The 25,006-nt window shown below is 35.1% G+C and carries 29 protein-coding genes and 1 pseudogene; 21 read left to right on the top strand and 9 right to left on the bottom strand.

The features are described from left to right. Window positions 1–45: 45 nt before the first annotated feature. Complete coding sequence (locus PB01_RS10895) at window positions 46–624, top strand: hypothetical protein (protein ID WP_225986015.1); 579 nt, start codon at window positions 46–48, stop codon at window positions 622–624. Between the two features lie 84 nt (window positions 625–708). Here PB01_RS10895 and xerA read toward each other — a convergent pair whose 3' ends face one another. Continuing rightward, on the bottom strand, window positions 709–1,548 hold the full coding sequence (xerA, locus tag PB01_RS10890; protein WP_151700227.1) for a site-specific tyrosine recombinase/integron integrase: 840 nt from the start codon (window positions 1,546–1,548) through the stop codon (window positions 709–711). 155 nt (window positions 1,549–1,703) lie between these two features. Between xerA and PB01_RS10885 the strand changes: the two genes are divergently transcribed. Together PB01_RS10885 and PB01_RS10880 are read left to right on the top strand one after the other, a co-directional pair. Further along, window positions 1,704–1,988, top strand: coding sequence for a hypothetical protein (locus tag PB01_RS10885; protein ID WP_151700226.1), 285 nt, complete (start codon window positions 1,704–1,706; stop codon window positions 1,986–1,988). Window positions 1,989–2,147: 159 nt separating this feature from the next. Beyond that, window positions 2,148–2,567, top strand: coding sequence for a GNAT family N-acetyltransferase (locus tag PB01_RS10880; protein WP_151700225.1), 420 nt, complete (start codon window positions 2,148–2,150; stop codon window positions 2,565–2,567). 156 nt (window positions 2,568–2,723) lie between these two features. On the opposite strand, the gene PB01_RS10875 is transcribed toward PB01_RS10880, so the two are convergent. Then, window positions 2,724–3,959 (bottom strand): IS110 family RNA-guided transposase, encoded by a 1,236-nt coding sequence (locus PB01_RS10875; RefSeq protein ID WP_151702027.1) that lies wholly within the window; start codon window positions 3,957–3,959, stop codon window positions 2,724–2,726. 322 nt (window positions 3,960–4,281) lie between these two features. Here PB01_RS10875 and PB01_RS10870 point away from each other — a divergent pair. The 5 genes from PB01_RS10870 (at window position 4,282) to PB01_RS21035 (ending at window position 7,346) form a co-directional block, all read left to right on the top strand. Next, a protein-coding gene (locus tag PB01_RS10870; protein WP_151700224.1) for an IS3 family transposase occupies window positions 4,282–5,447 on the top strand; the annotation gives its coding sequence in 2 pieces (ribosomal slippage) (window positions 4,282–4,558 and window positions 4,558–5,447; 1,167 coding nt in all). A 275-nt stretch (window positions 5,448–5,722) separates the two neighbouring features. Beyond that, entirely contained in the window at window positions 5,723–6,091 is a 369-nt protein-coding gene (locus tag PB01_RS10865; protein ID WP_151700223.1) for a DUF6713 family protein, read from the top strand. A 197-nt stretch (window positions 6,092–6,288) separates the two neighbouring features. After that, entirely contained in the window at window positions 6,289–6,534 is a 246-nt protein-coding gene (locus tag PB01_RS10860) for a hypothetical protein (protein WP_151700222.1), read from the top strand. 148 nt (window positions 6,535–6,682) lie between these two features. After that, window positions 6,683–7,078, top strand: coding sequence for a DUF3139 domain-containing protein (locus PB01_RS10855; protein ID WP_151700221.1), 396 nt, complete (start codon window positions 6,683–6,685; stop codon window positions 7,076–7,078). Between the two features lie 130 nt (window positions 7,079–7,208). Then, window positions 7,209–7,346, top strand: coding sequence for a hypothetical protein (locus PB01_RS21035; RefSeq protein ID WP_225986014.1), 138 nt, complete (start codon window positions 7,209–7,211; stop codon window positions 7,344–7,346). A 70-nt stretch (window positions 7,347–7,416) separates the two neighbouring features. Here PB01_RS21035 and PB01_RS10850 read toward each other — a convergent pair. Next, window positions 7,417–8,257, bottom strand: a pseudogene (locus PB01_RS10850) (tyrosine-type recombinase/integrase). A 205-nt stretch (window positions 8,258–8,462) separates the two neighbouring features. Here PB01_RS10850 and PB01_RS10845 point away from each other — a divergent pair. Beyond that, window positions 8,463–8,840, top strand: coding sequence for a hypothetical protein (locus PB01_RS10845; RefSeq protein WP_151700220.1), 378 nt, complete (start codon window positions 8,463–8,465; stop codon window positions 8,838–8,840). 150 nt (window positions 8,841–8,990) lie between these two features. On the opposite strand, the gene PB01_RS21925 is transcribed toward PB01_RS10845, so the two are convergent. Then, window positions 8,991–9,266 (bottom strand): DUF3888 domain-containing protein, encoded by a 276-nt coding sequence (locus PB01_RS21925; RefSeq protein WP_151700219.1) that lies wholly within the window; start codon window positions 9,264–9,266, stop codon window positions 8,991–8,993. Window positions 9,267–9,779: 513 nt separating this feature from the next. Between PB01_RS21925 and PB01_RS10835 the strand changes: the two genes are divergently transcribed. Both PB01_RS10835 and PB01_RS10830 read left to right on the top strand, forming a co-directional pair. Next, complete coding sequence (locus PB01_RS10835) at window positions 9,780–10,160, top strand: IolE/MocC family protein (protein WP_151700218.1); 381 nt, start codon at window positions 9,780–9,782, stop codon at window positions 10,158–10,160. Window positions 10,161–10,379: 219 nt separating this feature from the next. After that, window positions 10,380–10,571, top strand: a complete 192-nt coding sequence (locus PB01_RS10830; protein WP_151700217.1) for a hypothetical protein — start codon at window positions 10,380–10,382, stop codon at window positions 10,569–10,571. 294 nt (window positions 10,572–10,865) lie between these two features. Here PB01_RS10830 and PB01_RS10825 read toward each other — a convergent pair whose 3' ends face one another. Continuing rightward, window positions 10,866–11,069 carry a hypothetical protein gene (locus PB01_RS10825; RefSeq protein WP_151700216.1) on the bottom strand — a complete coding sequence of 68 codons (204 nt, stop codon included), beginning with the start codon at window positions 11,067–11,069 and terminating at the stop codon, window positions 10,866–10,868. A 507-nt stretch (window positions 11,070–11,576) separates the two neighbouring features. Here PB01_RS10825 and PB01_RS10820 point away from each other — a divergent pair. The 10 genes from PB01_RS10820 (at window position 11,577) to PB01_RS10780 (ending at window position 22,633) form a co-directional block, all read left to right on the top strand. Next, window positions 11,577–12,095: a sigma-70 family RNA polymerase sigma factor gene (locus tag PB01_RS10820; RefSeq protein WP_151700215.1), complete on the top strand. Its 519-nt coding sequence runs from the start codon at window positions 11,577–11,579 to the stop codon at window positions 12,093–12,095. Beyond that, window positions 12,088–12,885, top strand: a complete 798-nt coding sequence (locus PB01_RS10815) for a hypothetical protein (protein ID WP_151700214.1) — start codon at window positions 12,088–12,090, stop codon at window positions 12,883–12,885. Before PB01_RS10820 ends, PB01_RS10815 begins: the two co-directional genes overlap by 8 nt. Before the next feature lie 241 nt (window positions 12,886–13,126). Further along, a complete protein-coding gene (locus PB01_RS10810) occupies window positions 13,127–13,660 on the top strand; it encodes a hypothetical protein (RefSeq protein ID WP_151700213.1) in 534 nt (177 codons plus the stop codon). 154 nt (window positions 13,661–13,814) lie between these two features. After that, the gene (locus tag PB01_RS21640) at window positions 13,815–13,943 is read left to right on the top strand and encodes a hypothetical protein (protein ID WP_264158142.1); all 129 of its coding nucleotides are present in this window, start codon (window positions 13,815–13,817) and stop codon (window positions 13,941–13,943) included. A 97-nt stretch (window positions 13,944–14,040) separates the two neighbouring features. After that, a protein-coding gene (locus tag PB01_RS10805; RefSeq protein WP_151699902.1) for an IS3 family transposase occupies window positions 14,041–15,206 on the top strand; the annotation gives its coding sequence in 2 pieces (ribosomal slippage) (window positions 14,041–14,317 and window positions 14,317–15,206; 1,167 coding nt in all). Window positions 15,207–15,435: 229 nt separating this feature from the next. Next, a complete protein-coding gene (locus PB01_RS10800; protein ID WP_151699916.1) occupies window positions 15,436–16,713 on the top strand; it encodes an IS110 family RNA-guided transposase in 1,278 nt (425 codons plus the stop codon). A 1,702-nt stretch (window positions 16,714–18,415) separates the two neighbouring features. Then, complete coding sequence (locus PB01_RS10795; RefSeq protein ID WP_318837444.1) at window positions 18,416–19,252, top strand: reverse transcriptase domain-containing protein; 837 nt, start codon at window positions 18,416–18,418, stop codon at window positions 19,250–19,252. 519 nt (window positions 19,253–19,771) lie between these two features. Continuing rightward, the gene (gene ltrA / locus PB01_RS10790) at window positions 19,772–21,016 is read left to right on the top strand and encodes a group II intron reverse transcriptase/maturase (RefSeq protein WP_151700211.1); all 1,245 of its coding nucleotides are present in this window, start codon (window positions 19,772–19,774) and stop codon (window positions 21,014–21,016) included. A gap of 289 nt (window positions 21,017–21,305) precedes the next feature. Further along, entirely contained in the window at window positions 21,306–22,052 is a 747-nt protein-coding gene (locus tag PB01_RS10785; RefSeq protein ID WP_225986013.1) for an HNH endonuclease signature motif containing protein, read from the top strand. Between the two features lie 254 nt (window positions 22,053–22,306). Continuing rightward, window positions 22,307–22,633, top strand: coding sequence for a hypothetical protein (locus PB01_RS10780; RefSeq protein WP_151700209.1), 327 nt, complete (start codon window positions 22,307–22,309; stop codon window positions 22,631–22,633). Between the two features lie 205 nt (window positions 22,634–22,838). Here the strand turns inward: PB01_RS10780 and PB01_RS10775 are convergent, their stop codons facing one another. Genes PB01_RS10775 through PB01_RS10765 form a run of 4 tightly spaced genes read right to left on the bottom strand, consistent with a single transcriptional unit; the run spans window position 22,839 to window position 24,907 of the window. Next, the gene (locus tag PB01_RS10775) at window positions 22,839–23,783 is read right to left on the bottom strand and encodes an LLM class flavin-dependent oxidoreductase (protein ID WP_318837443.1); all 945 of its coding nucleotides are present in this window, start codon (window positions 23,781–23,783) and stop codon (window positions 22,839–22,841) included. After that, window positions 23,720–23,890 (bottom strand): hypothetical protein, encoded by a 171-nt coding sequence (locus PB01_RS21775; RefSeq protein WP_318837442.1) that lies wholly within the window; start codon window positions 23,888–23,890, stop codon window positions 23,720–23,722. Before PB01_RS21775 ends, PB01_RS10775 begins: the two co-directional genes overlap by 64 nt. 15 nt (window positions 23,891–23,905) lie before the next feature. Continuing rightward, on the bottom strand, window positions 23,906–24,250 hold the full coding sequence (locus PB01_RS10770; RefSeq protein ID WP_151700208.1) for a DoxX family protein: 345 nt from the start codon (window positions 24,248–24,250) through the stop codon (window positions 23,906–23,908). 12 nt (window positions 24,251–24,262) lie between these two features. Beyond that, window positions 24,263–24,907, bottom strand: a complete 645-nt coding sequence (locus PB01_RS10765) for an NAD(P)-dependent oxidoreductase (protein WP_151700207.1) — start codon at window positions 24,905–24,907, stop codon at window positions 24,263–24,265. Window positions 24,908–25,006 lie beyond the last annotated feature (99 nt).

Raw genomic sequence — 25,006 nt, 5'->3', positions numbered from 1 at the left:
TTGGGTTTTTACGGTACATTACAATTTTTCAATAGGGGGGATTTAATGAAAAAAAAACATTTTAAAATGCTAATAATTGGTATAGGTACAATTGCATTTATACTTTGGATAAGTGGATGGCTTAATCTATGGATAAATGGAATTAGTGTTATTGCCAACGATATTGAAGGTTATCGATTACATTCATATCCAGTTGATGGAGAATATTCTGTTAAGATTGATTTGAATAATATTGATAGTAATGAGGGGAAAGTGCTTTATGATGATGGGGAGAACCAAGTTTACGTAGAAAAAGTATTGGTCAATGGTCAATCAGAAGTATACTTTAGGTCGAGTGGAAATTATAGTTTAAGAGGGGCAACATTAGTATCTGGAAATGAACATGCACGAATCGATAATGGTTTTACATCTATTAATCATGTTAACGCAACAGCAACATATCAAGGTGATTCTTTTAAAATATACCAATCTGGTTCATCTGGTTTAAATTATAGGGATGGAGATTCATTTGGATTTTATTTGTTGTTAACGGATGATAAAGAGGTAGATGTTGATATTGAAAAAGATTCCATTATAGAAGTTAAACTTTCAAATTTATATATGCATAATTGGGAAAAGAAATAAATGCTTGCTTTATAGCTCTCTTGAACTAACGGAGTGCGTTAGTCAAATAGAGCAACGTCCTTTAAGACGTTGCTCCTTTTGCATTTAAAAGTACTTCTGATAATACTCTTTTCTTAACCTTCCGCTTAACTGAGCATAGATCTTGGTGGTTTCACTTTTCTCATGCCCCATAAGACTTTGTATGACTTCAAGAGGAGCTCCATTATTCAACAAATGAGTTGCGTAGCTGTGTCGAAGTTGGTGTGGATGAATTTCTTTATTAATTTCCGCACGATTGGAGATTCGCTTGATAATGTATCGCATTTGGGCGACGCTCATTTTGTGTGGCTGTCTGGCTGTTACAAAAATAGCAGAGTTCTGATCATTCCGGCTTTCTATATAGCGTTTAAGCCATATATCGCAACGTGTATTAAAATAGACCTCCCTTTCCTTGTCTCCTTTTCCTCTTACGATCGCGGATTGATTGGACCAATTAATATGGTTCTTTTCTAACGCAACTACTTCTCCAATTCGATAACCAGTAGAAAACATGAATTCAAAAATTGCTTTTTCGATTGGGGAATGACAGGATTCACGAAGGTGTTCGATCTCCCGTTCGGTTAAATATTTAGGTATCCGCTTTCCCACTTTGGGTTCTTTGATTTTGGAAGTTGGATTCTTACTCAGATAGCCTTCTTCGTGCGACCAACGAAAAAATGACTTCATAAAACGAATGCGATGTGCAAGACTTGCTGGTTTTAAATGCTTACCGGATATAGCGAGATATTCTTTCAGTTGATTTGTATCCAGTAACTCTATCTCTACATCCTTAAAATAATCAATTAGTAGCAAAGACTGTAATCTGTAGGCCTTCAACGTTTGTGGCGAAAAGCCCTCTATTCGCTTATCAGCTTCAAACGAAGCCCATGCTTTTGTTAGTAACAATTCTATTCCCCCTAAAATAGTAATATTAAAAGGATTATTGCCAATTTAATAGAATTATAGACATATGGTCTGTTTTGACTAACGGTGCAGTTTAGTGGAAGAAGGAATTATTGCCTATCGTAGATAATAAAAGAATTTAAGGGGGAGGTATAGTTATGTGGATAATATTTGGGGTTATTGCAATAGTATCAACTTTTATTAATCTTTATATGTATAAAGCAGGAAAGGATTATAAGCTTGCTATGGCGATAGGATTATCATTTACGGCATTAATACTTTGTGCAGAATACAGTCTTGTATCGGAGTGGGTAAAAGGGGAAGATTGGTCTGCTTTATTAGATGTAGTGCCTACGATGGAAACAATGTTATGGGTTTTGACGATTATATCCATTTTATTAAATATAGCTCCTATACTTTTAGAGTTAAAAAACAAAAAATAATTAATTATTGTGTAAGTCTTTATGTTCAACTAACGGGTGCGTTAGTAAAAGTCGTTGAGCTACTAAGGCGGCTCTTTTTTCTTATTCAACTAACGGGGCAGTTTAGTTGAACAAGTAAATGTTTTAATAAAGTCAAAATTCAATGAGGGGAGCTTCTATATGGAATCTTTGGTTAAATCTCAATTAAACGATTTAGATGAAATATTGAATATCGATAGAGAAGTAATAGGTAGTGATAGCAGACGAAAATACATAAAAAAAGCTATTGAGGAAGAAAGATGTATAGCTATTAAAAACGAGTTCTCATTTGTAGGATTTTTAATTTTTGATACTCATTTTTTTGATTGCAGCTTTATATCCCTGATAATAGTTAAACCAACTGAAAGACGAAAAGGATATGCATCAGCCCTTATGGAGTATTTTATAAGCATATCGCCTACTAAGAAAATATTTTCTTCAACCAATCAATCAAATAAAAGAATGCAGGAAGTATTTAAAGAAAATGGATTTATACAAAGTGGATTTGTAGAAAATTTAGATGAAGGAGACCCAGAGATAATTTACTTTAAATTAACATAAGTAATTTTGAGTTCTTCAACTAAACCAGCCAATAGTTTGTCAATATTTATTAATAAAAAACAAATTAGTTCATGCTATACTAAAATTGTGCATGCCAAATAACCTTTCAATTTTCTGTATTTGGAAAGGTTTAGGCTTTTTAGTTATATTTTAATACTAGGTAAGATCTTGGAAAAGTGAATTGTTTTTTAAAAGTGCATAAATCCAATGTATAAGCTTATTTGCACATGCTATTACAGCTACTTTAAAGGGCTTTCCTTCTTCACGTTTCTTATCATAAAACTCCCTTAACCTCTTATTTCGAGGAATGAGTTCATCTGTCGTTTTCTTCTTGCGACTATCACGAATGGCACTTTTAACGGCCATATATAAGGCATGTCGTAGTCTACTAGAACCTCTTTTGGTAATCCGATTCAAAGTACCTTTGAATGTACCAGATTCAAAAACACTTGGATCAATTCCTGCAAAGGCAACTAACTTTTTAGGATGATTAAACCGATCAATCTCCCCAATCTCCGAAATAATCGTTGCTGCGATTTTCTCACCAATACCGGGGATGGATTGGAGAATCTTATATTCTTCCATGCTTTTCGCTAAAGCATCTATCTCTCTTTCCAGATCTGATAGATGTTTTTTATATTCTAGAAGCATCTTAATATACATATTTATGCTTAAGATAAGACTATTGTATAAGGTTTTCTGGAATGGGTTGCGATCTGCGGCAGCTTTTAACTTTTCTGACTGACTGTTTGCCCATTTTTGAGAACGACTTTTACAGAATTCCTTTATTTTTTTGGCGACTGTTTCTTCACGTGTTGCCATCACTTCCTCAGAAGTAGGAAATGCTTGTAAGGTCAGTAAGGAGACATCTGAATAAAGATCTCCAAAGACCCCACAGTATTCAGGAAATACTTGATCTAAAACGGATTGGAATTGTAGTTTAGTTTGTACATACATACCTGTAATATTTTCATGTTGTCTTGTAAGATGACGTAAATTTAAGAGCTGGATCCCTCGCTGTTTATAAGGCTCTAAGTCCTCTTTATAAAACATCTCGCAGAGATGACGAGCATCTATGATATCTGTCTTTACTTTACGTAAACTGGAACTTTTTGCTCGATACGAAACGAGTGGATTAACCATGATTATTAAATAACCTCTGTCTTCGAAAAATTGGACAACTGGTGTATGATAGTGGCCAGTGGATTCCAAAACAATGGGGGGCCTTTCTCCAGAAGCCACTTCTATTTCTCTCATAAACTCTAAAAGAATTGTCAGCCCTTCCAGTGTGTGTGCTACTTTAAAGCTCTTTTTATACGGTTGTTTTTTATCTAAGAATGCTTGAACCTGACTTTCGCCTTTTGCCACATCCAGACCAATTACTGGATTCATCATTATTTTCCTCCTTGTCATACAATTAACCGGTAACCCCTATTCCTCCATGTAGTATCATAGCTTCGCTTGTTATACGAGATCAGAGTCCCAACCAGCCTCAATCATGTTTCTACAAGTAGGGGGCGAACTGTTTAGTTGACGGGATCAATAGCCCCACGGGTGCTTACGTTCTACCCCGGCTACCGCAATCATATATCGATATAAAAAAAGGTCAACCAGAAATATCTGGCTATGGACTAACCTAAAATAGTGAGACAATATAAAACACCTTCGGTAATGGTACACTTAAAACAAGTACTTAAATCGGAGGTGTTTTTGCATGGGCAAAAACGTGTATACAAGTGAGATTAAATGGGCAGTCGTCAAAGAAAAAATGAGTGGTAAGCTAACAACGAAAGAAATTATGGAGAAATACGGAATTAAGAATAAATCTCAAGTTGAGACATGGATGAGATGGTATAGAGCGAATGAAATTCATCGTTTTGACCAACCGATTGGGAAACAATATACGTTCGGGCATGGACCTGATTTTAAGAGTGAAGAGGAGAAGAAAGATACGCAGATGAACCATTTAAAAATGGAGAATGAGATTCTAAAAAAGTATTTGGAAATGATAAAGGAGTTGAAAAACACATAGTTCTTCAAATCGTGGAAAAGTTTCGGAAAAACTATACAGTAAGTGCCATTTTATCAGCCTTAGAAGTACCACGTTCCAGCTTTTATCGTTGGTTAGCTGAAGGTGTTGAGAAGTTTTTAACCTTAGCAGAAGAAGCAATCATCGAGCTATGTAAGACAACGAAATACCGTAATGGTCATCGTAAAATAAAGGCGTTATTAAAAAGAGATTATGGAATCAAATTAGACCGCAATACCGTTCAGAAAACCATGCAAAAGTTTCATCTTCAATGCAAAGTAAAACAAAAAAGAAAATGGAAATCTCAAGGTGAGTCAGTAGTAATTGCTCCAAATGTATTGAATCGTAACTTTATAGCTAGTAAACCGAACGAAAAATGGGTAACGGATATTACGTATATTCAATATGGTAGCGTCACATTATATCTTTCGACGATCATGGATCTATATAACAATGAAATTGTCACTTATAAGCTTTATAATCATCAACAGACTCCGTTAGTCATGGATACGTTGCGTGAAGCGTTAATAGCTCGCGGAAATCCCCAAGGAGTTATTGTTCATTCTGATCAAGGAAGTGTCTATACATCGTATGCTTATCAAAATGCCTTGAAGGAAAACCATTTAGTTAGCAGTATGTCCAGACGTGGAAACTGTTGGGATAATGCAGTAATTGAGTCCTTTCATTCTAGTTTAAAAACAGAAGAGTTTAGCCTAGCCAAGTTTAATTCATTAAGTAATGTCAGTGTTGTGCAAAGAATTGACGAGTATATTCGTCATTACAATGAAGAACGTATCCAAGAAAAATTAGGCTACCTTACGCCAAAAGAATTTGGCATTGCGGCAGCCTAAAAAGGTGTTTTATATGTGTCTCATATCGCTAGGTCAGTTCACTAACCTTATAATACGAACGGGTGCTTTAGTTTAATAAGTATTACTGAAGTCAACATACTATTTGTTGGCTTTTTTATATCGCAGAAGGAACAAATTGAGTCGTAAGGAGTTACTAGTTGTAGAGAAATTATTCGAACTTAAGGCAGATATTCATTTTAAAAAGTGACATATTTTGCTATATGAATTTATTAAACTATAGTACCATGAAGTTATAGATTTGTAGGAGGATTAATATGCCTGATTTTTTGCTTGTACTATTTTTGTTTAACTTTTCTTTATTTCTTTTGCACGAAATGGATGCTGTAAGACGTTCGGAGTGGATATTATTTATAGTACTTAAAGATATGGAAGATTCTAAAGCCTATAAAGTCTTCACGTTTATTCACCTTCCTCTGTACACAATAATACTTTCCTTACTTTTCAGTCAATATCAGATAATAACTTTTTGGTTCATAGATGCATTTTTGATCATTCATGCAATTCTGCATCTATTTTTTGAAAAGCACCTTCGTAATGGATTTAAGAATACCTTCTCCAGATTAATTATTTATTTCATGGGAGTCCTTGCGGTAATTCATTTATTATTACTATTTAATAATTGAGTACCAAAAATGATATGGTGAAGATTAAAGTTAAATAAGTAATAGTCTAGGTAGGAAATACAATTAGAACTCAGCTATTCGTTAAACAATATGAACATAATGTGTACCTTCCTTATTCAACTAACGCAGCAGTTTAGTTTAAGAAGGTTATCTCCAAAGATAGATATTTTACTCTAAATGGAGAAGGGAATTAAAGTATGAGTAATTATTGGAATTATAGAATAGTAAAAAAGGATTGGGAAAATGGTTATATTTCGTATGAGATATGCGAGGTATATTACGAGAACGATGTACCTACTTCTTGGATATGGGGTAAAAATGTTATGAGTGGAGAGAGTAAAGAAGACTTAAAGTGGAAATTAAGTGTAGTTTCAAAAGCATATGAAAAGCCAGTGCTTGAAATAGTTGGTGACGATGAAGCCATAATTGAAGTAAAGGAATAGTTTAAAATTCTTCTTCAACTATCGGGTGCTTTAGCAGAACTAGGCTAGTTAGTGACAACTTTTATTGTTATTCAACCAAAGCCGAAGGTTAGTTGAAGAAGGAAGTAATGAATGAAATGAAGAATGGTACAAGACAAGGGGTGTTTTTATGTTTAAAAACGGTGAGATTTTGAGTAAGAAAGTAATAATAATTTTACTCATCTTTCTTGTGCTTATCTGTGGGATTTTCTTCATACATCTGAAAATAGAAAACACAAAAACTGAATATGAAAAAAGAGTGACTAGTTATCTTGTGAATGAAAAGGGATATGAAAAGAAAGAGATAAAATCTGTTGAAGGAAAATATGGAGTAAAATTGCCTCCATATTATGTAGTTGTAGTTTTTGAAGATGAACCTTATGTGAAATATATCTATTATGCACATGACGGGGTGAACCAAATGGAGTATATTCTCACTAATGATGCGATAAAGCTTAATATAAATAAATCAGAATTAAAACATTACTATCCTTTTAGTGAAATTGATAAATATATAATAGAATAATTCCATTTACCCTTGTTCAACTAACGCAGCAGGTTAGTTGAACAAGCATGTAACTTTAAGCCATTTGAAACGTATGTAGTATTAACTAAAAATACATAGATAAACAATGATTTATACAGGGGGAATAGAAATGGATTTAATAATTGGAATAGCTATTGTACTAATTGTGTTTTTCTCTTCAAGCATAATTGAAAAAAGGTTAAAATCTATTGAAGAACAAAACAATCGTGTAATAGAAATACTGGAAGAAATAAGAGATAAAAAATAAATTGATATTCCACTAACGAGTGCTTTAGTCAAATAGAGCAACGTTCTTTAAGACGTTGCTCCTTTTACATTTAAAAGTACTTCTGATAATACTCTTTTCTTAACTTTCCGCTTAACTGAGCATAGATCTTTGTGGTTTCACTTTTCTCATGCCCCATAAGACTTTGTATCACTTCAATAGGAGCTCCGTTATTCAACAAATGAGTTGCATAGCTATGTCTAAGTTGGTGTGGATGAATCTCTTTATTAATTTCCGCACGATTGGAAATCCGCTTGATGATGTATCGCATTTGGGCGATACTCATTTTATGTGGCTGTCTGGCTGTTATAAAAATAGCAGAATTATGATCATTACGGCTTTCTATATAGCGTTTAAGCCATATGTCGCAACGTGTATTAAAATAAACTTCCCTTTCCTTATCTCCTTTTCCTCTCACGATCGCGGATTGATTGGACCAATTAATATGGTTCTTTTCTAACGCAACTACTTCTCCAATTCGACAACCGGTAGAAAACATGAATTCAAAAATCGCTTTTTCGATTGGTGAATGACAGGATTCACGAAGGTGTTCGATCTCCCGTTCGGTTAAATATTTAGGTATCCGCTTTCCCACTTTGGGTTCTTTGATTTTAGAAGTTGGATTCTTACTCAGGTAGCCCTTCTTCGTGGAACCAACGAAAAAATGACTTCATAAAACGAATGCGATGTGCAAGGCTAGCTGGTTTTAAATGCTTGCCGGATATAGCGAGATATTCTTTCAGTTGATTTGTATCAAGTAACTCTATCTCTACATCCTTAAAATAATCAATTAGTAGCAAAGACTGTAATCGGTAGGCCTTCAACGTTTGTGGCGAAAAGCTCTCTATTCGCTTATCAGCTTCAAACGAAGCCCATGCTTTTGACAGTAACAATTTTACTCCCCCTAAAATAGTAATATTAAAAGGATTATTGCCAGTTTAATAGAATTATAGACATAGGGTGTGTTTTGACTAACGCAGCAGTTTAGTTTAATAAGAGGTTATTGGCACTTAGCTTGATAATAGGGGGATTATTTTGGAACTCTTTTCGTTTTGGAGCGTATTTACAATTATAAAAAACGCTAAGGAGGTGTTGTTCATGAAAAAGTGGTCAACTTATATATGGAAATTAATTTGGGTTATTGGATTGTTTTTATTAACAATCATCAGTTTCGATATTAAAAATCAAATTAAAGATAGCTCCCATTTCTATATGATTGATTGGACTAACTTTATTATTCACTTTATATGGGGTATCTACATTTCACTTATTTTTATAAAAAAATGGTCAATAAAAATAAATCTACCTTTACTTATTTGCGTATCCATTCCTTGTTTTCTCTTTTCGTTAATTATGCCATTATACGCATTTGGTAGTTGGTCTCTAAAAGTTTTTAGTAGCAATTTGATTGAAATTGTTGCAGGTTTAACATGGATGCTAAGTATTTTTAATAACTCAAACAGTGAGAGTGAATAAAACAGTTTGTGAAGAAATGTACTTAAACTAACGGGTGCTTTAGTTTAAGAAGGAGTAAAGCATTTTTTCTTATTCAACTAAAGACGCAGGTTAGTTGAATAAGAAAAGGAAATAGTGCCTTTATCACAAAGAATTCCTGCACCATCAATGCTAGCACCCCTTAGTTATATTAGTTATTTCGTTTGGTTTTAACGTTCTGCTTTTGATATCAATAGTTCGCCATTCAATACTATTTTTATTACTAAAAGTGATAGTAACTAAATCAAATGGAAAATCGTGAGCACCTTCAAATGTTATTAACTGCACGGTGACATTAAAGTGGGAGGGTTCTATCTTCTTTTCGATTTTGAGAATCTGTTGGCAATAATACTGCTTCGGTTTGCCGAAATGTTCTTCGAGTGCTTTGTCGGTAGATAGAAAAAGCAAGTGTCACTAAAGGCAATATTTTTTTCATTTATTATCTCTCCTTTACCGTTAGTTTGTGCAGTATAACCCATTTAATGTGGTTTCATGGTAAAGTCAGATATCTGCTTGTGAATAAATGTACTTAAACTAACGGGTGCTTTACTTCAATAAGGAGTAAAGCCCTTTTTACTAACGGGGCAGCTTAGCAGGCCTCTGCCTTATGAATAGACCGAACGAAGGAATGTAAGCACGTTGACGCTAAGAGACATGGGAGGGTACGTCGTCATAAGCATCGCAGAGATCCATTATGCATCGAAATAATGGAGAAAAAAGCTAATGATTTCCATTAGTTTTAGCGAAGCGTAAGCTCAACTTGGTAATAAAATCTATAAATTCAAGACTCTGTTTGCCAGAGAAGAGAAAAATATTTTTCTTTAATCACGAAGTGATGAAAACCGTTGATATCTCAATGTTTATAGAGGGAGTTTAGTAGAATACAAAATTCTGGAGTAAATTTAATGGAGGAGATTATCAGTGACGAAAAATTCTTCAAAATTTGTATTTGTTATTTTATTTTTATCTTTCTTTTTAAGTGGATGTAACCAACATCCTAAGATAAATATTGGTGAAGCACTAACAAAATCAGAGGAGGAATTTAAGAAGGAAGGTATTGAATGCGTTTCAGCGTTTGACGGGGAAAAAATTATTAAGTTTAGGCTTCTCCTCAAAGAGCCTCCTACAAATGAAGAAGCAACTAATCAGTTTAAGAAAATATTAGACATTATAGCAACTCATTCAAACAATAATGATATTTGGGACATCTACAATGCGGACTTCGATTTGTCATATGAGGATAATGTAATATATGAAGGTAAAAAAGATGCAGGCAATGATTTAATAGTTAAAGCTCATTAAAGGTGTAATTGTTCCTTATGAAGGTGCGGATGTTTAGGTAACTCTTTTTTCTTATTGAACTAACGCAGCAGGTTACTTTAATAAGCTTATTAAAACTAAAACCTGATTTTTTCGAAAAAACAAACTAATTTTAATGTTCAAAAGGCTATAATTAGAGTAAGGAAAAATTATTTTGATTAAAGTAGGAAAATTCACAAATTAAAAATGGAGGTGATAATAATGACTAAAAATCGAGGTTATGCAATGATGAGTGGATTTCTAGGTGCATTTTTAATTGCTACGGGTATGTTGTTGAAAAATGTTGTGACTTACGCACCGACAATTGGTTGGATAGGTGGAGGAGTTTTATTTTTAATTGCTTCTTATTTTGCGATAAAATCAAACAACCAAAGTACAAAAACCACTACTTAATATTACTAACGGGTGCGTTAGTTAAATATTCGTTTTCCGAAATAATCAATCTTTATTACAAAAAGCGCTATACAGGAATAAAAAATAGCCCCTTTTTGAACAATCTTTGTTCAAAATAGGGGCTATGATTTTCTATTAGAATCAGCATTTGTAGCTGTGTTTTAATCAATCTTTATTCCAAACCAACAAAAGCGCTAAGTAAATTGAATTTTGGCCACATTGATCCATTTGTTTATTAACTAACTTTTATTTTACTAAATAACAGCATTACATCAAAGTAGTTGTACAACCATATTACCGTGCTGTTTTTTTGGATTGAAAATACCTTTGTGATTGTACACCTAAATTAAAAACCGCTGCCAATGCGGCAAATATCCAAATATTTACCTGTACGTTATCTATTTGAATTGGTGTATTGAACAGCATAAAAATATAAATGGTAAACATCGATGAAGTAAAGCATGAAAGAATGAATTGACCCTTTAATGATTTGACCATAATAGCACCCCCTTATGTTAGCTATACTCATAGAAATGTTAACACATTAATAATGATGAATAAATTATAATATCCAAAAATTGGGATTTTTTAAATAGAACAGTTAATGTGTTCTATAGGAATGTCAAAATATTTGTTATAGTGTTTTGAACAATTAGCGTTAAAAGTTGTATTACAATAAGAACAAGTTATATTGTGTAGATATTCGTTAATCGTTAATTCCTTTTTACATACCCCACAAAGAATGGTTATGCGGGTGGGGTTGTGTATTAAACAGAGACGCTTTTCACTAACGGGTGCTTTACTTCAAGAAGGAGTAAAGCCTTTTTTCTTACTGAACTAACGTAGCAAATATACGATGAATCTGAAATAATACACTTTCAATTGTGACATTAATCATAAGTTTTATTCCAAGCCAACGGATTAAGGCTTGGAATTTTATTTTTATAAATATAAATTAGACTTTCCTGTATTCTAAATCGTCTAATATATAGAAAGGGGATGCTTATGGACCAACTAGATGATGATAGGTTTCAATCTATTGTTTATGAACATAATGATTATTTACTTCAGCTTAGCTATCTTTACGTGAAGGATTGGGATACTGCAGAAGATATTGTACAGGAGGTATTTATCAATTATTGGGTTAAGTCGGAGCAATTTCAAGCACAATCAAGTTTGAAAACGTACTTAACACGAATGGCAATTAATCGATGTAAGGATTATTTAAAGAGTTGGCATTACAGGAGACAAACATTAACCAATGTTTTTACTGAGATTATTCGACCCAAAAGTCAACTTATTCTACAAGATGAACAATTGATTGTGGCTGAAGCGGTCTTATCCTTACCTATTAAATTTCGAGAAGTCATTATTCTATATTACTTTAAAGAACTGACTATACAAAACATATCTAATACTTTACATACCTCAGAAAGCACAATTAAGTATCGACTAAAAAAAGCGAAGGAACGATTGAAAGAAATGCTGTCTACTCAAGAATGGGAGGTATTTATAAATGAATGAAATAAAAAGACAATTAAAAATGAAAATTGGTGATACGACACAACAACAGAGAAATGTTGTTCAAAAAATCCGACAGCATTCAATTCAATCCAAAAAAAGTAATTCATTAGTTCCTGCTATAGTAGGTATAGTCGTTTTAGCAGCAACACTTATTTTTGTTTTCTCCGTAATTCGTGAGAAAAGTGGGTTTAATACTTCTTCAGCAAGCCTTCCTGACTCAATTACAATGATTAATTCTTCAAGTGGTGAAATAGTGGAACTTGACTACGTTGAGTATAGTGGTTTCTTGGATTACATAATAGAAAATAACTATGGCAAACAAGAAGATGTACTATCAACCTTAAAATATACACCGATAAGTAATAAATTTTCATCATCATATCTTGTAACATTTGATTGTGGAAAAACTGTTTGTGCTAGTGCGTATCTGACTTTAGAGAGCAAAACAAGTACAATAGCTCCTTTAGGAGAAGGTATTGTTACAAGTGAAATCACCTATTCTCCAAATCAAGAAAATGTCATGTTTTTACTTTCTAATAGTGAAAAAACAAAACAAAGAATAGTTATAATCAATCTTGGATTTAGCGGCGAATCTAGAATACCATCTTTACATCATAAGTATTTTAGTAATTACAATTTGCCTATTACAAATGTTCAGTGGCTTACTGACAATAAAATTAAAGTGACAGTTGCAGATTTAGAAGAATCAACTGACGAAGTCATAAAAAAATGGGAACAAGACATAAATAGACCTACTAAGACTATTGAAGTGCCATTATCTCAAGATTAATTAGTCTTTAGATAATCTTTTTACAATATGATATGTTTGAGCCAAACAGTTAATTTGTGGTCACTATGAAGAGATTGTGAAGGTTTGTACTTAAACTAACGGGTGCTTTACTTCAAGAGGGAGTAAAGCATTTTATCTTATTGAACTAAAGTACGCAGTTTAGTTCAACAAGAAATGTCAATTAAATAATTTTCATTAAGCTGGGAATAATACACCTAAAGATACTTTGAGGTGAAGAAAAATGACCAGAACTATTTCCCTATTCCTACTTTCATTTTGTTTGTTATTCTTATTGACCGTATTTGCAACTGCAAACAATAAGCCCAGTCCTTATGAAGTAATATATCCTGAAATCGGATATAAGACTGTGGAAGAAGCATCTAAGGATTTTGAACAACATTTTAAACAAAGACTAAAGCTGCCACTTAGAGTTCCCCCGATAAGCTTCACTCATCATTTCGGAAGATTTAATGATTTAGAGGGAGACACCAATGACTCATTTGAAGTAGAATTTATCAGTGATTTATCATCTGAAAATCATTATAAAATTGATGTTCGACCTATTAAGTACGGCATTCCTAAACGAGAGAAGTATGTGTTAAAAACCTTTGAATTAAATAATGGGAATGAAGCCACTTATATGACTATTTCAGGTTTTAACGTGCTTGTTTTTGAAAGAGAAAATTGGCAGTATATGCTGAGTGTCGATAAGCGAGTTTCAGATAAAGTTACTCCCGAAAACTTAGTTGAAATAGCTAATTCTATTGATTATTGAGTCGAATCAAAAATCTTTCTTCTTAAACTAACGGGTGCTTTACTTCAATAAGGAGTAAAGCCTTTTTTACTAACGCAGCAGTTTAGTTCAATAAGAGGTGTTATAATCTGGATATAAATAACAATTTTTAAATGAGAATGAAAGGAGATTGAAAATGGAATTTATTACATGGTTAGCTTTAGGGTTTGGTTTTAGTTCTGCATTTTATGTAGACAAAGTAAGAAAGAAAAATAAAGAATTAGAAGATAGGATAAAAGCGATTGAAAAAAAAGTACTGCTTTAATTATTACCAGTGGACTAACCTAAAATAGTGAGACAATATAAAACACCTTCGGTAATGGTACACTTAAAACAAGTACTTAAATCGGAGGTGTTTTTGCATGGGCAAAAACGTGTATACAAGCGAGATTAAATGGGCAGTCGTCAAAGAAAAAATGAGTGGTAAACTAACAACGAAAGAAATTATGGAGAAATACGGAATTAAGAATAAATCTCAAGTTGAGACATGGATGAGATGGTATAGAGCGAATGAAATTCATCGTTTTGACCAACCGATTGGGAAACAATATACGTTTGGGCATGGGCCTGATTTTAAAAGTGAAGAAGAGAAGAAAGATACGCAGATGAACCATTTAAAAATGGAGAATGAGATTCTAAAAAAGTATTTGGAAATGATAAAGGAGTTGAAAAACACATAGTTCTTCAAATCGTGGAAAAGTTCCGGAAAAACTATACAGTAAGTGTCATTTTATCAGCCTTAGAAATACCACGTTCCAGCTTTTATCGTTGGTTAGCTGAAGGTGTTGAGAAGATTTTAACCTTAGCAGAAGAAGCAATCATCGAACTATGCAAGAAAACGAAATACCGCAATGGTCATCGTAAAATAAAGGCGTTATTGAAAAGAGATTATGGAATTAAATTAGACCGCAATACCGTTCAGAAAACCATGCAAAAGTTTCATCTTCAATGCAAAGTAAAGCAAAAAAGAAAATGGAAATCTCAAGGTGAGTCAGTAGTAATTGCCCCAAATGTATTGAATCGTAACTTTATAGCTAGTAAACCGAACGAAAAATGGGTAACGGATATTACGTATATTCAATATGGTAGCGTCACATTATATCTTTCGACGATCATGGATTTATATAACAATGAAATTGTCACTTATAAGCTTTATAATCACCAACAGACTCCGTTAGTCATGGATACGTTGCGTGAAGCGTTAATAGCTCGCGGAAACCCCCAAGGTGTTATTGTTCATTCTGATCAAGGAAGTGTCTATACATCGTATGCTTATCAAAATGCCTTGAAGGAAAACCATTTAGTTAGCAGTATGTCCAGACGTGGAAACTGTTGGGATAATGCAGTAATTGAGTCCTTTCATTCTAGTTTAAAAACAGAAGAGTTTAGCCTAGCCAAGTTTAATTCATTAAGTAATGTCAGTGTTGTGCAAAGAATTGACGAGTATATTCGTCATTACAATGAAGAACGGATCCAAGAAAAATTAGGCTACCTTACGCCAAAAGAATTTGGCATTGCGGCAGCCTAAAAAGGTGTTTTATATGTGTCTCATATCGCTAGGTCAGTTCACAGTACTGAGTTTCTTCTTCGACTACAGGCGCTTTACTTCAAGAAGGAGTAAAGCATTTTTCTTATTGAACTAAAGGGGCAGCATTCCTGTTTGAAAGATGTTCGGGGTCTTGCAGAAAAAAGAGACCTCTAGTATGATGCTGAGTGTCAACGACCATTTACCCATCATCTACAAGGAGGACTCCTAAATGCATTCTAAAATGAATAACAAAATTAATCAAGTAACTGAAAATACACTCGTCGTTGGTATAGACATAGCGAAGCACGTGCATTACGCCTGCTTTGTCGATGAACGAGGACGTGTGATAGAAAAAGCATTTTCTGTACATCAATCAAAAGAAGGATTCGAAAGCTTGTATGAAAAAATTAGACAAACGCTGCTGGAAACACAGAAAACGGAAGTCATCGTCGGCATTGAACCAACAGGTCACTACTGGATGAACTTAGCCTATTTTTTAGATCAATACGACATTCCACTTGTCATGGTAAATCCAATGCACGTCAAACGTTCGAAAGAACTTGATGATAATTTGCCGACTAAAAATGATAAAAAAGATGCATTAGTCATCGCGCGATTATTGAAAGATGGACGCTTTAGCTATCCGCGAATATTAAAAGAAGTAGAAGCTGAACTACGGATTGGTTCTACTCTTAGATCAAAGTTAACGGAGGATCTAGCAAGTATTAAAAATCGAATCATTCGTTGGCTCGATCGATATTTTCCTGAATTCACTCAAGTCTTTCCTTCTTTCGGAAAAATGGCACTTACTGCATTAGAAAGAACACCAATGCCACAGGACATTCAAGGGAAAACCGCGGAAGAACTTGTATTTCTCTACCGTCAGGTAGGGGGTATGAGAGCTCCACAACTACCAAAAGCTAAGCTACTCATTGAAAAGGCTTCAAACTCTATTGGACTGACAGAAGGACAAAAGATGGCCAAACATGAAATCGCCACACTCCTACGTCAGTTTCGCTTATTAGAAGCTGAAATCGAAGCAGTGAATGACCAATTAACTGAAATGGCAAAGACAACGATGGAATATGACCTACTCGCGTCAGTACCAGGTTTAGGTGATGCGACGATTGTTGATCTACTTTCCGAAGTAGGGAGCTTTTCACTTTACGAAAATCCACGCCAACTCATTAAACTAGCGGGACTAACATTACGTGAAAACTCTTCTGGTCAACATAAGGGTCAAAAACATATATCAAAACGTGGACGTAAGAGACTTAGACATATCCTTTTCAAAGTGATTGTTCCTTTGATTCGGCATAACCTAGCATTCAAACAACTTCATGAATACTACACCACAAGGAATCAGAATCCCTTAAGGGGCAAGCAATCGATGGTAGTACTCTGTGGTAAATTACTAAAAATATTACATGGGATTTGTAAAAAGAAAGTGTATTTTAACGAGCAACTTATGATGAAAGATCTCTACTGTCTCGGAGAGGCAGCGTAAGCATTTCAATCAAAGAGCTATAACAAAAAGGATGATACGGAGAAGCCGGCAATATTACTAAACTTAGACTATGAGTCCCCGGGGCAGCTTAGCAGGCCTCTGCCTTATGAATAGACCGAACGAAGGAATGTAAGCGCGTTGACGCTAAGAGACATGGGAGGGTACGTCGTCATAAGCATCGCAGAGATCCATTGTGCATCGAAATAATGGAGATAAAAGCTAATGATTTCCATTAGTTTTAGCGAAGCGTACGCTCAACTTGGTAATAAAATCTATAAATTCAAGACTCTGTTTATCAGAGAAGAGAAAAATATTTTTCTTTAATCACGAAGTGATGAAAACCGTTGATATCTCAATGTTTATAGAGGGAGGTAAGTTCAATAATGATTCTTTTTGCTCGTCTAATTCGTATGCAATATCAAAATCATACCTTTTTGCATTATATAACAATTATAGAATCATAATTTCGTTTCGTACTTTATAACAACTCCAATCGATAAACTATTTATAAAATTATTCAAAGGGGTTTATACTGATGCCGACGATACCAGAATCATTTCAGCCATCAATCATCTATACTACCGCCGCTTATTTTTTTTGTTTATTCCTATTTGTTATTTTTAGAATTATCGTTTTTAATTTTGCTCTAAAAAACATTAAACGCCCACTATGTATCGCTTTCGATATTTTTCTTTTCGTCATAACAACAATTTGGTTCCTTTCTCAACATTCACAAGACTTTATTTATTACGGTTACGATTCCCCCGTATTATTAATTGTCGGTTTTGCCTATTTCGTTTCAATAGTCGATTTCATATACAATTATTTTTTATATAAAAAGATAAAATCCACGAGTTTATAAACTCGTGGATTTTTATTCTTATCGATTGTAAGGTACTTACCCAATTAGCAGTCCACTGACAATCAGTGTAAATATTTGTACTTCAACTAACGGGTGCGCGCGACAAGTTCTGTTATAAGCGCCTTCTGGCTTGAAAATACAGGAGATTTATAAAAATAAATTTTAACTTTACAACGGAGGATAGGAATGATGGAGCCATGTTTCCAGAAACTATCCCATCAATACTCCTGCATGCGTCCTGATTGACTGGTCATGGGGTGTGAAGCACAGGTAGATTCGGTTGAACTAGGCTAAAGCCATTCTTAAGGAAAAGGTATGCCGAGGGATAGACCGCATGGCTGAAAAACTAGATATGGTGAGAATAGTTCCCATGAAAAGGAACTGACGAATTTTCCGAAGGTACGGGTCTAAAGTTAGAACATGAGGAAACTTGTGTACCATCAAACGATGGGGTGAACGGTGTAAAGTAAAAATGCACCCTCTGAAATACACTATACCGAACAATGGCGGTATCCAGTTCACAGGCTTAAAGGAAGCACCTACGTTTAGAATGTATAGCTACGTTGTAAGGTACTTGGAAAGTAAGGAACGTTGATTCAAGGGCTGTCACCCGAAACGGTTGCTATAAGCCTTATGGTGAAATGTATTTGTCCTTATGAGGGTAGGGGTACGACCAGTGAAACCTCTGTAATGGGGGTGGAGGAACAGCCCCAAGTCTAGTGATAAGTAATAATTATTTTTCAATTGTGCATTGCACCGGTCGGGTAAGAACGTGGGAACATCACTTCAAAGAGGAATGATGCCACAGTGCAAGCTCTCCGATATTGGGATTATTATGAGATGACAGATACCTTTACAGACTTACATGAACGAGCCAAAGATAAAGAATCATTCCACTCTCTATACGACATCATCACGTCGAGGAATAACATTTTATTAGCGTATCGAACAATTAAGTCAAATAAAGGGTCGAAGACCCCTGGAACAGATGGTAAAACTATTGTAGACATAGAGAAACAATCAGAGAACGAATTAATAGAAGAAATACAAAGTAAGCTTAATAATTATCGCCCAAAGAAAGTTAGACGTAAACTGATCGAAAAAGATAATGGCAAGATGCGACCATTAGGTATTCCATGTATTCTAGATAGAATTATACAACAGTGTTTTAAGCAAGTCTTAGAACCTATTGCAGAGGCTCATTTTTATAATCATAGCTACGGATTTAGACCTCAACGGTCTACTCATCATGCGATGGCAAGAATTCAATTTCTAGTTAATCAGTCGAAACTTCATTACGTTGTAGACGTTGATATCAAAGGGTTCTTTGATAATATCAATCATTCCTTACTTATTAAGCAGCTATGGAATTTAGGTATTCAAGATAGACAGGTTCTTGCCTGTATATCCAAAATGTTAAAAGCTGAAATAGATGGAGAAGGTATTCCAACAAAAGGTTCTCCGCAAGGAGGCTTGATTTCGCCATTATTGTCTAATATTGTACTGAATGAATTGGACCAATGGGTAGCGAATCAATGGGAACTATTCCCTCTCCATAAATCTTTTAAGACCAGAGAAGGTCAACTTCTCGCAAAAAAGCGCACACACTTAAAAGAAGGCTACATAGTTAGGTATGCTGATGACCGTGTGCCACGAAAGCAAACGAAGTGTGCTTAAGAAGTAAACTTTGTAAGCTATGCTGCACATAAGATGAGAGAAGGCCTCTCGCAATCGCTATACAGGTAGAGATTGCAAACCGCCCTAAGGTGCTATAGTCAAAAGCTATGGTATTGAGCGTTAGGGGAAAAGGCAGAGCATGACTCTGTCAGGTATGTATTAAGGAGACGAAAACCATTGAACCGCTGATGAAGTATCGAAAGCGTAGAGATGTCATCAAAACTGAGGGGGGTCGTTAACTCAGGATTAGTTCGGAGGAAACCTGTTTACTGTCCGTTCGGTGACCGGTATAAAGGCGGCGTGAACTTAATACAGGCTTTTGTGTGGAACGTGGGAACCTACGACATGGATGCTAAGGGAGAGATTTCAAGTGGAAGCCCCACAAGAATCAGAGTACCAATGCCATGTATAGGGGCGGAATAACTCGTAGTAGCAATGAAATCTCCTAACGGAGATGGAGCAAAGGGGTTATATTATTCAGTTTTATAAACAAGTCAACCAACAAACTGGGAGGAACTTATGCATAAAACAAAGTCGTATGTTATATCCAAAAACGTAGTATATGAAGCTTTTCTAAGAGTTAAAGCAAACAAAGGGTCAGCAGGAATTGATGAGCAATCCATAGCAGAGTTTGAAGAAAATCTCAAAGATAACCTGTATAAAATATGGAACCGAATGTCATCTGGCAGTTATTTTCCTCCAGCTGTTAAAGCTGTAGAAATACCAAAGAAAGCTGGGGGTACAAGGACACTTGGAATTCCAACTGTGTCGGATAGAATTGCACAAATGACAGTGAAATTATATTTTGAACCTTCGGTAGAACCATTCTTTCATGAAGATTCCTATGGATACAGACCGAAGAAAAGTGCCATTCAAGCGTTAGAGATCACTCGGAAAAGATGTTGGAAGTACAATTGGGTACTTGAATTCGATATTAAAGGTTTATTCGATAATATAGACCATGATTTATTAATGAGAGCGGTAGAAAAGCATACAAAAGTCGAGTGGATAAAGGTATACATCAAAAGATGGTTAAGAGCACCGTTTCAAACGAAAGAAGGAATAATAGAACGTATCTCTGGCACACCGCAAGGTGGGGTCATAAGTCCGGTATTAGCAAATTTATTTCTTCACTATACGTTTGATAAATGGATGGCAATCAATCATCCTAACAATCCATTTGCTAGATATGCGGATGACGCAGTCATCCACTGTCAGACAGAGGATGAAGCGAAAAAGTTGCTTGAATCTTTAAACGAGAGAATGAATATATGTAAGCTCGAACTTCATCCAACTAAAACCAAAATTATTTATTGTAAGGATGCAGATAGAAAAGAAGAGCATGAAAATATATCGTTTGATTTTCTAGGGTATACGTTTAGACCGAGACTGTCGAAAAACAGGTGGGGAAAACACTTTGTGAATTTCACTCCCGCTATCAGCAATAAATCCAAGAAATCAATCCGGCAAAAAGTAAGAGGTTGGAAACTGCAATTGAAGGCAAATAAAGAACTCTTTGACTTATCGATGATGTTTAACTCAGCTATTCAAGGATGGATTAATTACTATGGAAAGTTCTACAAATCCGAAATGTATTCTAGTTTAAGGCATATTAATAAAGCCTTAATCATGTGGGCAAGAAAGAAATATAAAAGACTTGCTCGTCATAAGAAAAATGCGGAACGTTTTATGGGTAGGATTGCTGTTCAGAATCCTAAGCTCTTCAAACATTGGGAACTAGGAATAAAGCCTACGGCTGAATAATGGGAGCCGGATGAGCTGAGAGGTTCACGTCCGGTTCTGAGAGGGGCTACTGGGGAGGTTCCAGTGGTCTACTTGCCTTAAAATCATCTGTCGAGACTGGAAAACTGCTGAAAAATGGTATCATGCAGTTACTCTTTATTTAAAAGAACGTTTAAAACTTGATATTTCACCAGAAAAATCGAAGATTATTAATTTACGCAAGAATGAGTCTGCTTTTCTTGGCTTCACTATACGTGCCAATCGTAAAAGAAAAAAGCGAGTTGCACATACATTTGTCAAAGCGGAAAAGATGCGGAAAATTAAGGCAGATGCAAAGAAACGAATAAAAATACTCCGATCATCGCCAACCGCACAAAATGCCTTGCGTTTTAATAGTTTTGTCTTAGGGTTACATAATTATTTTAATAGAGCTACTCACGTCAACTTAGCGTTCTCACGACTTGCCTACGAAATAGGTGCATCTATGTACAATCGTCTTAAACCTATCGGTAAATATGAACATCCTAACAACCCGCCACCTGTCTATAAAAAGTTCTATGGCTTAGGCTCTAAAACGTATAAAATCGCCGGGGTATACCTCTTCCCTCTTGGGATCATCAAAACTAAAAATGTGATTGCTTTTACTCAAAGTATAACCCCATTTACCGAAGAAGGTCGAGTACAAATATCTGCAAGGCTGAGTAAAAATATAAGACAGGAAATAGTATTGTTAATGGAATCAAAAATACCGACACGAAGTGTCGAATATATGGATAATCGGATTAGTAGGTACAGTATGAAAAATGGAAAATGTGAAATAACTGGCATGTTCCTACAAGCAGAAAATGTGTACTGTCACCATTATATACCTACGCCTCTTGGTGGAAGTGACAAATTCAATAATTTACGTATTCTCCAAAAAGAAGTACACGAATTAATCCACATGACCGACAAAATTAAGGCGAATACACTCATAAAAGTTTTGGGCATCACTGAATCGATGTTAAAGAAAATCAATAAATATCGAGAAAAATGTGAGCTAGAAATAATCAAATAACCCAAATCAATAAGAGTAACTTGAAACTTATAATTAATAATACCATCGCTAGATGGAACGCGGAATGATGGGAAACTATCACGTTCCGTGCGGAGTAGGGGAAAAGCTGGAGATAACTTCAAATGCTTACCTATTACTAACTTTACTTCAAGAAGGAGTGAAGTATTTTTCTTATTGAACTAAAGCAGCAGGTTAGTTGAATAAGAAAAATGAGAAAATAACAATAAATCATTCTAATAAAGGTGTTGTTATAATTGCGAGATTACCCTTTGCTTATTGAGGTTTTATCTCATTTGGCAAATAGAATTAAAAATTATTTTATTTGCAAATCCCGATTAGATATAGCAAATCAAATTGATAATCTTCGAATAAAAGAACTTTGCAATTGTGGTGAACCCGATTGTGGTTCATTTTATTTTACGCAGTATGTAGAAAACGAGGATGAATATGAATGTTTTGGATTTGAAGAGATAGGTACAATTGAAGTAATTGAAAGTAAAATAGGCTTTGTAGAAATTTTCCCAAGTAATTTTGGTTTTGAAATCCGTTCAATATTATGGAAAAACAATATATCTTATTAAACTAACGGGTGCTTTAGTAAAAAATGGACATCGAAATACAATGAGCTTGGAGATACATTACCACGCTCATTTTTCATGTGCATTTTAAATCAACCTTTACCTTTGACGCAACCTTTAAAAATAGTAACAAGACACCTACAATCGACAAATAAAGGCGTTTAACGTATATCCGTTAAACGCCTCTGTTTGTTGAAAAAGTATCGCATTATTTGTTTAGTGCACGACGAACAATCGGTGCTACTTTATTCGCCAGTAAATCAATGGCTTTTCCCACACGAGCCATTGACTGATTGCCCATATCAAATTGACCCATAAAGCGTAAGTGACCAAATAGCTCATGCTGATATAAAATTTTCTCAGCTAATTCTTCAGCGCTACCAACAGCTAAAATTTGATTATCTGTACGTTGGGGCATCATTTGTTCAGGTGTCATCGGATAGTAAGGCATGCCACGATCTTTCATGAAATGTAACATGTACTGATTGTAATGTGGTGTAAATTCACGCATCGCTTGTGCACCATCTTCCGCAAAGTAACCATGACCTGTCACCGATACTTTTAATTGCGATAAATCGTGACCCGCTTCATTCGCTGCTTGCCAGTAAAGATTTGTTAAATGTTGCGCACGTTCAGGCTCACCTCCAAGTAAACCTAAAGCCATGTTCGTTCCGAGCGTTCCAGCACGAACGGCACTAGCTGGCGTACCACCAACACCAATCCACATCGGCAATTTTTGTTGCGCGGGACGAGGGGCAATTTGTGCATCGCGAAGTGGTGAACGGAATTCTCCATGCCAATTCACTACGTCTTTTTCTTGTAGCTCCATAAACAGTGCAAGCTTTTCCTCAAATAACTTATCGTAATCATCTAAACTTGCGCCAAATAATGAAAAGCTTTCTAAAAACGCACCTCGACCTAAAATAATTTCTGCACGCCCACCAGATAGTAAATCAAGGGTCGAAAAATCCTCATAGACACGTACTGGATCTGCCGTACTAATAACGGAAAGTGTACTTGTTAACTTAATATTTTTTGTTTCCCGAGCAATCGCTGCAAGCAGCATAGCGTAGCTTGATGTCACAAAATCTAAACGATGATGTTCACCAACTCCGAATACATCAAGTCCTGCTTCATCTGCCCATTTGGCCATTTGGCCATTTGAATGATATTTTCAACACGTTCTTGTGCAGTTTTTGTATGTCCTTTTTCGTTAGGAATACGTTCTCCTAAAGAATAAATGCCAAATTCGAATTTCATACTTTCACCTACTTTTTATAATAGAATGATTAGAAGTGCAAGCGCTAAAACGCCAAGTACTAAAATCATCATTGTGTCTTTCATTGAGTCTTTGATACGTAAATGTGTAAACACACCACCAATACTAACGACAACTAAAATTGCGGCACCGATTAGAGCGGCTGTTTCATTCCAAAAACCTACGAATAATAAAATAGCTGCGCCTAATTCAATGACACCGGTTACAACACGGAACCATTGCGGTAAACCCCATTTTTTAAACCCTTCGATGTGCATTTTTGAACCAGTAATTTTTCCTGAACCAGCCATGATAAACATTAATGCTAGTAAACCTTGTAATACCCAACCTAAAATTGTCATTTTTGTTCCTCCTTATTTGTTAAAGACGATTGGCATTTTACCAATACATTCTTGCTTACGAATTGCATCATACATACATTTCGCTACATTTTTGTGTGACACCGTAAATTTGCCTTTCGTATCCCCAAGTGAAATGGCATAGCCCTTACCATCTTTATTTGTATTGGGATTTACGATCCGAATAACCGTCCAATCAACCTGACTTTGGTGAATCAGTTGGCTAATCGCATTCATTTCTGCAAAGCCAGTAGGGAACATTAGTTTAGCCATAATACTTGGCATGACCGTTACGAGCTGCTTTTGATCGAATGCTGATTTTATGCTAGGTGTCCCAAGTGTAATAAAGCGCTTCACACCTTGTTGCTCCATCACACGTAGTATCGTTTCATGTGCTTTTGTGATTGGTAAGTCTTTTACTTTACGACTCATTGATAAGGAAGCTCCAAGCTTACTAACAACAGCATCTTGCCCTTGAATCGTCGCTGTTACTTGTGACACGTCGTTATAGTTTATAACGACGACTTCTAAATTTGGATGCGTCGCTTCAAGTGCACCTTCGCGCCGTACGATCGCTTTGACCTTATTGCCATTTTGTAATGCTACGTTTACAAAATGTTGGCCGATTTGACCATTCGCTCCGAAAACTGTTATATTCATTTTAATAACCTCCAACACATTTTGTATATCCAACACTTGTTGTATATTTATCATAAAACCAAACGAAAAATACGACAACCAACAAATGTCTAGAAAACA

Source organism: Psychrobacillus glaciei (assembly GCF_008973485.1).
Classification (GTDB): domain Bacteria; phylum Bacillota; class Bacilli; order Bacillales_A; family Planococcaceae; genus Psychrobacillus; species Psychrobacillus glaciei.
This window is presented reverse-complemented; position numbering and strand designations above follow the sequence as displayed.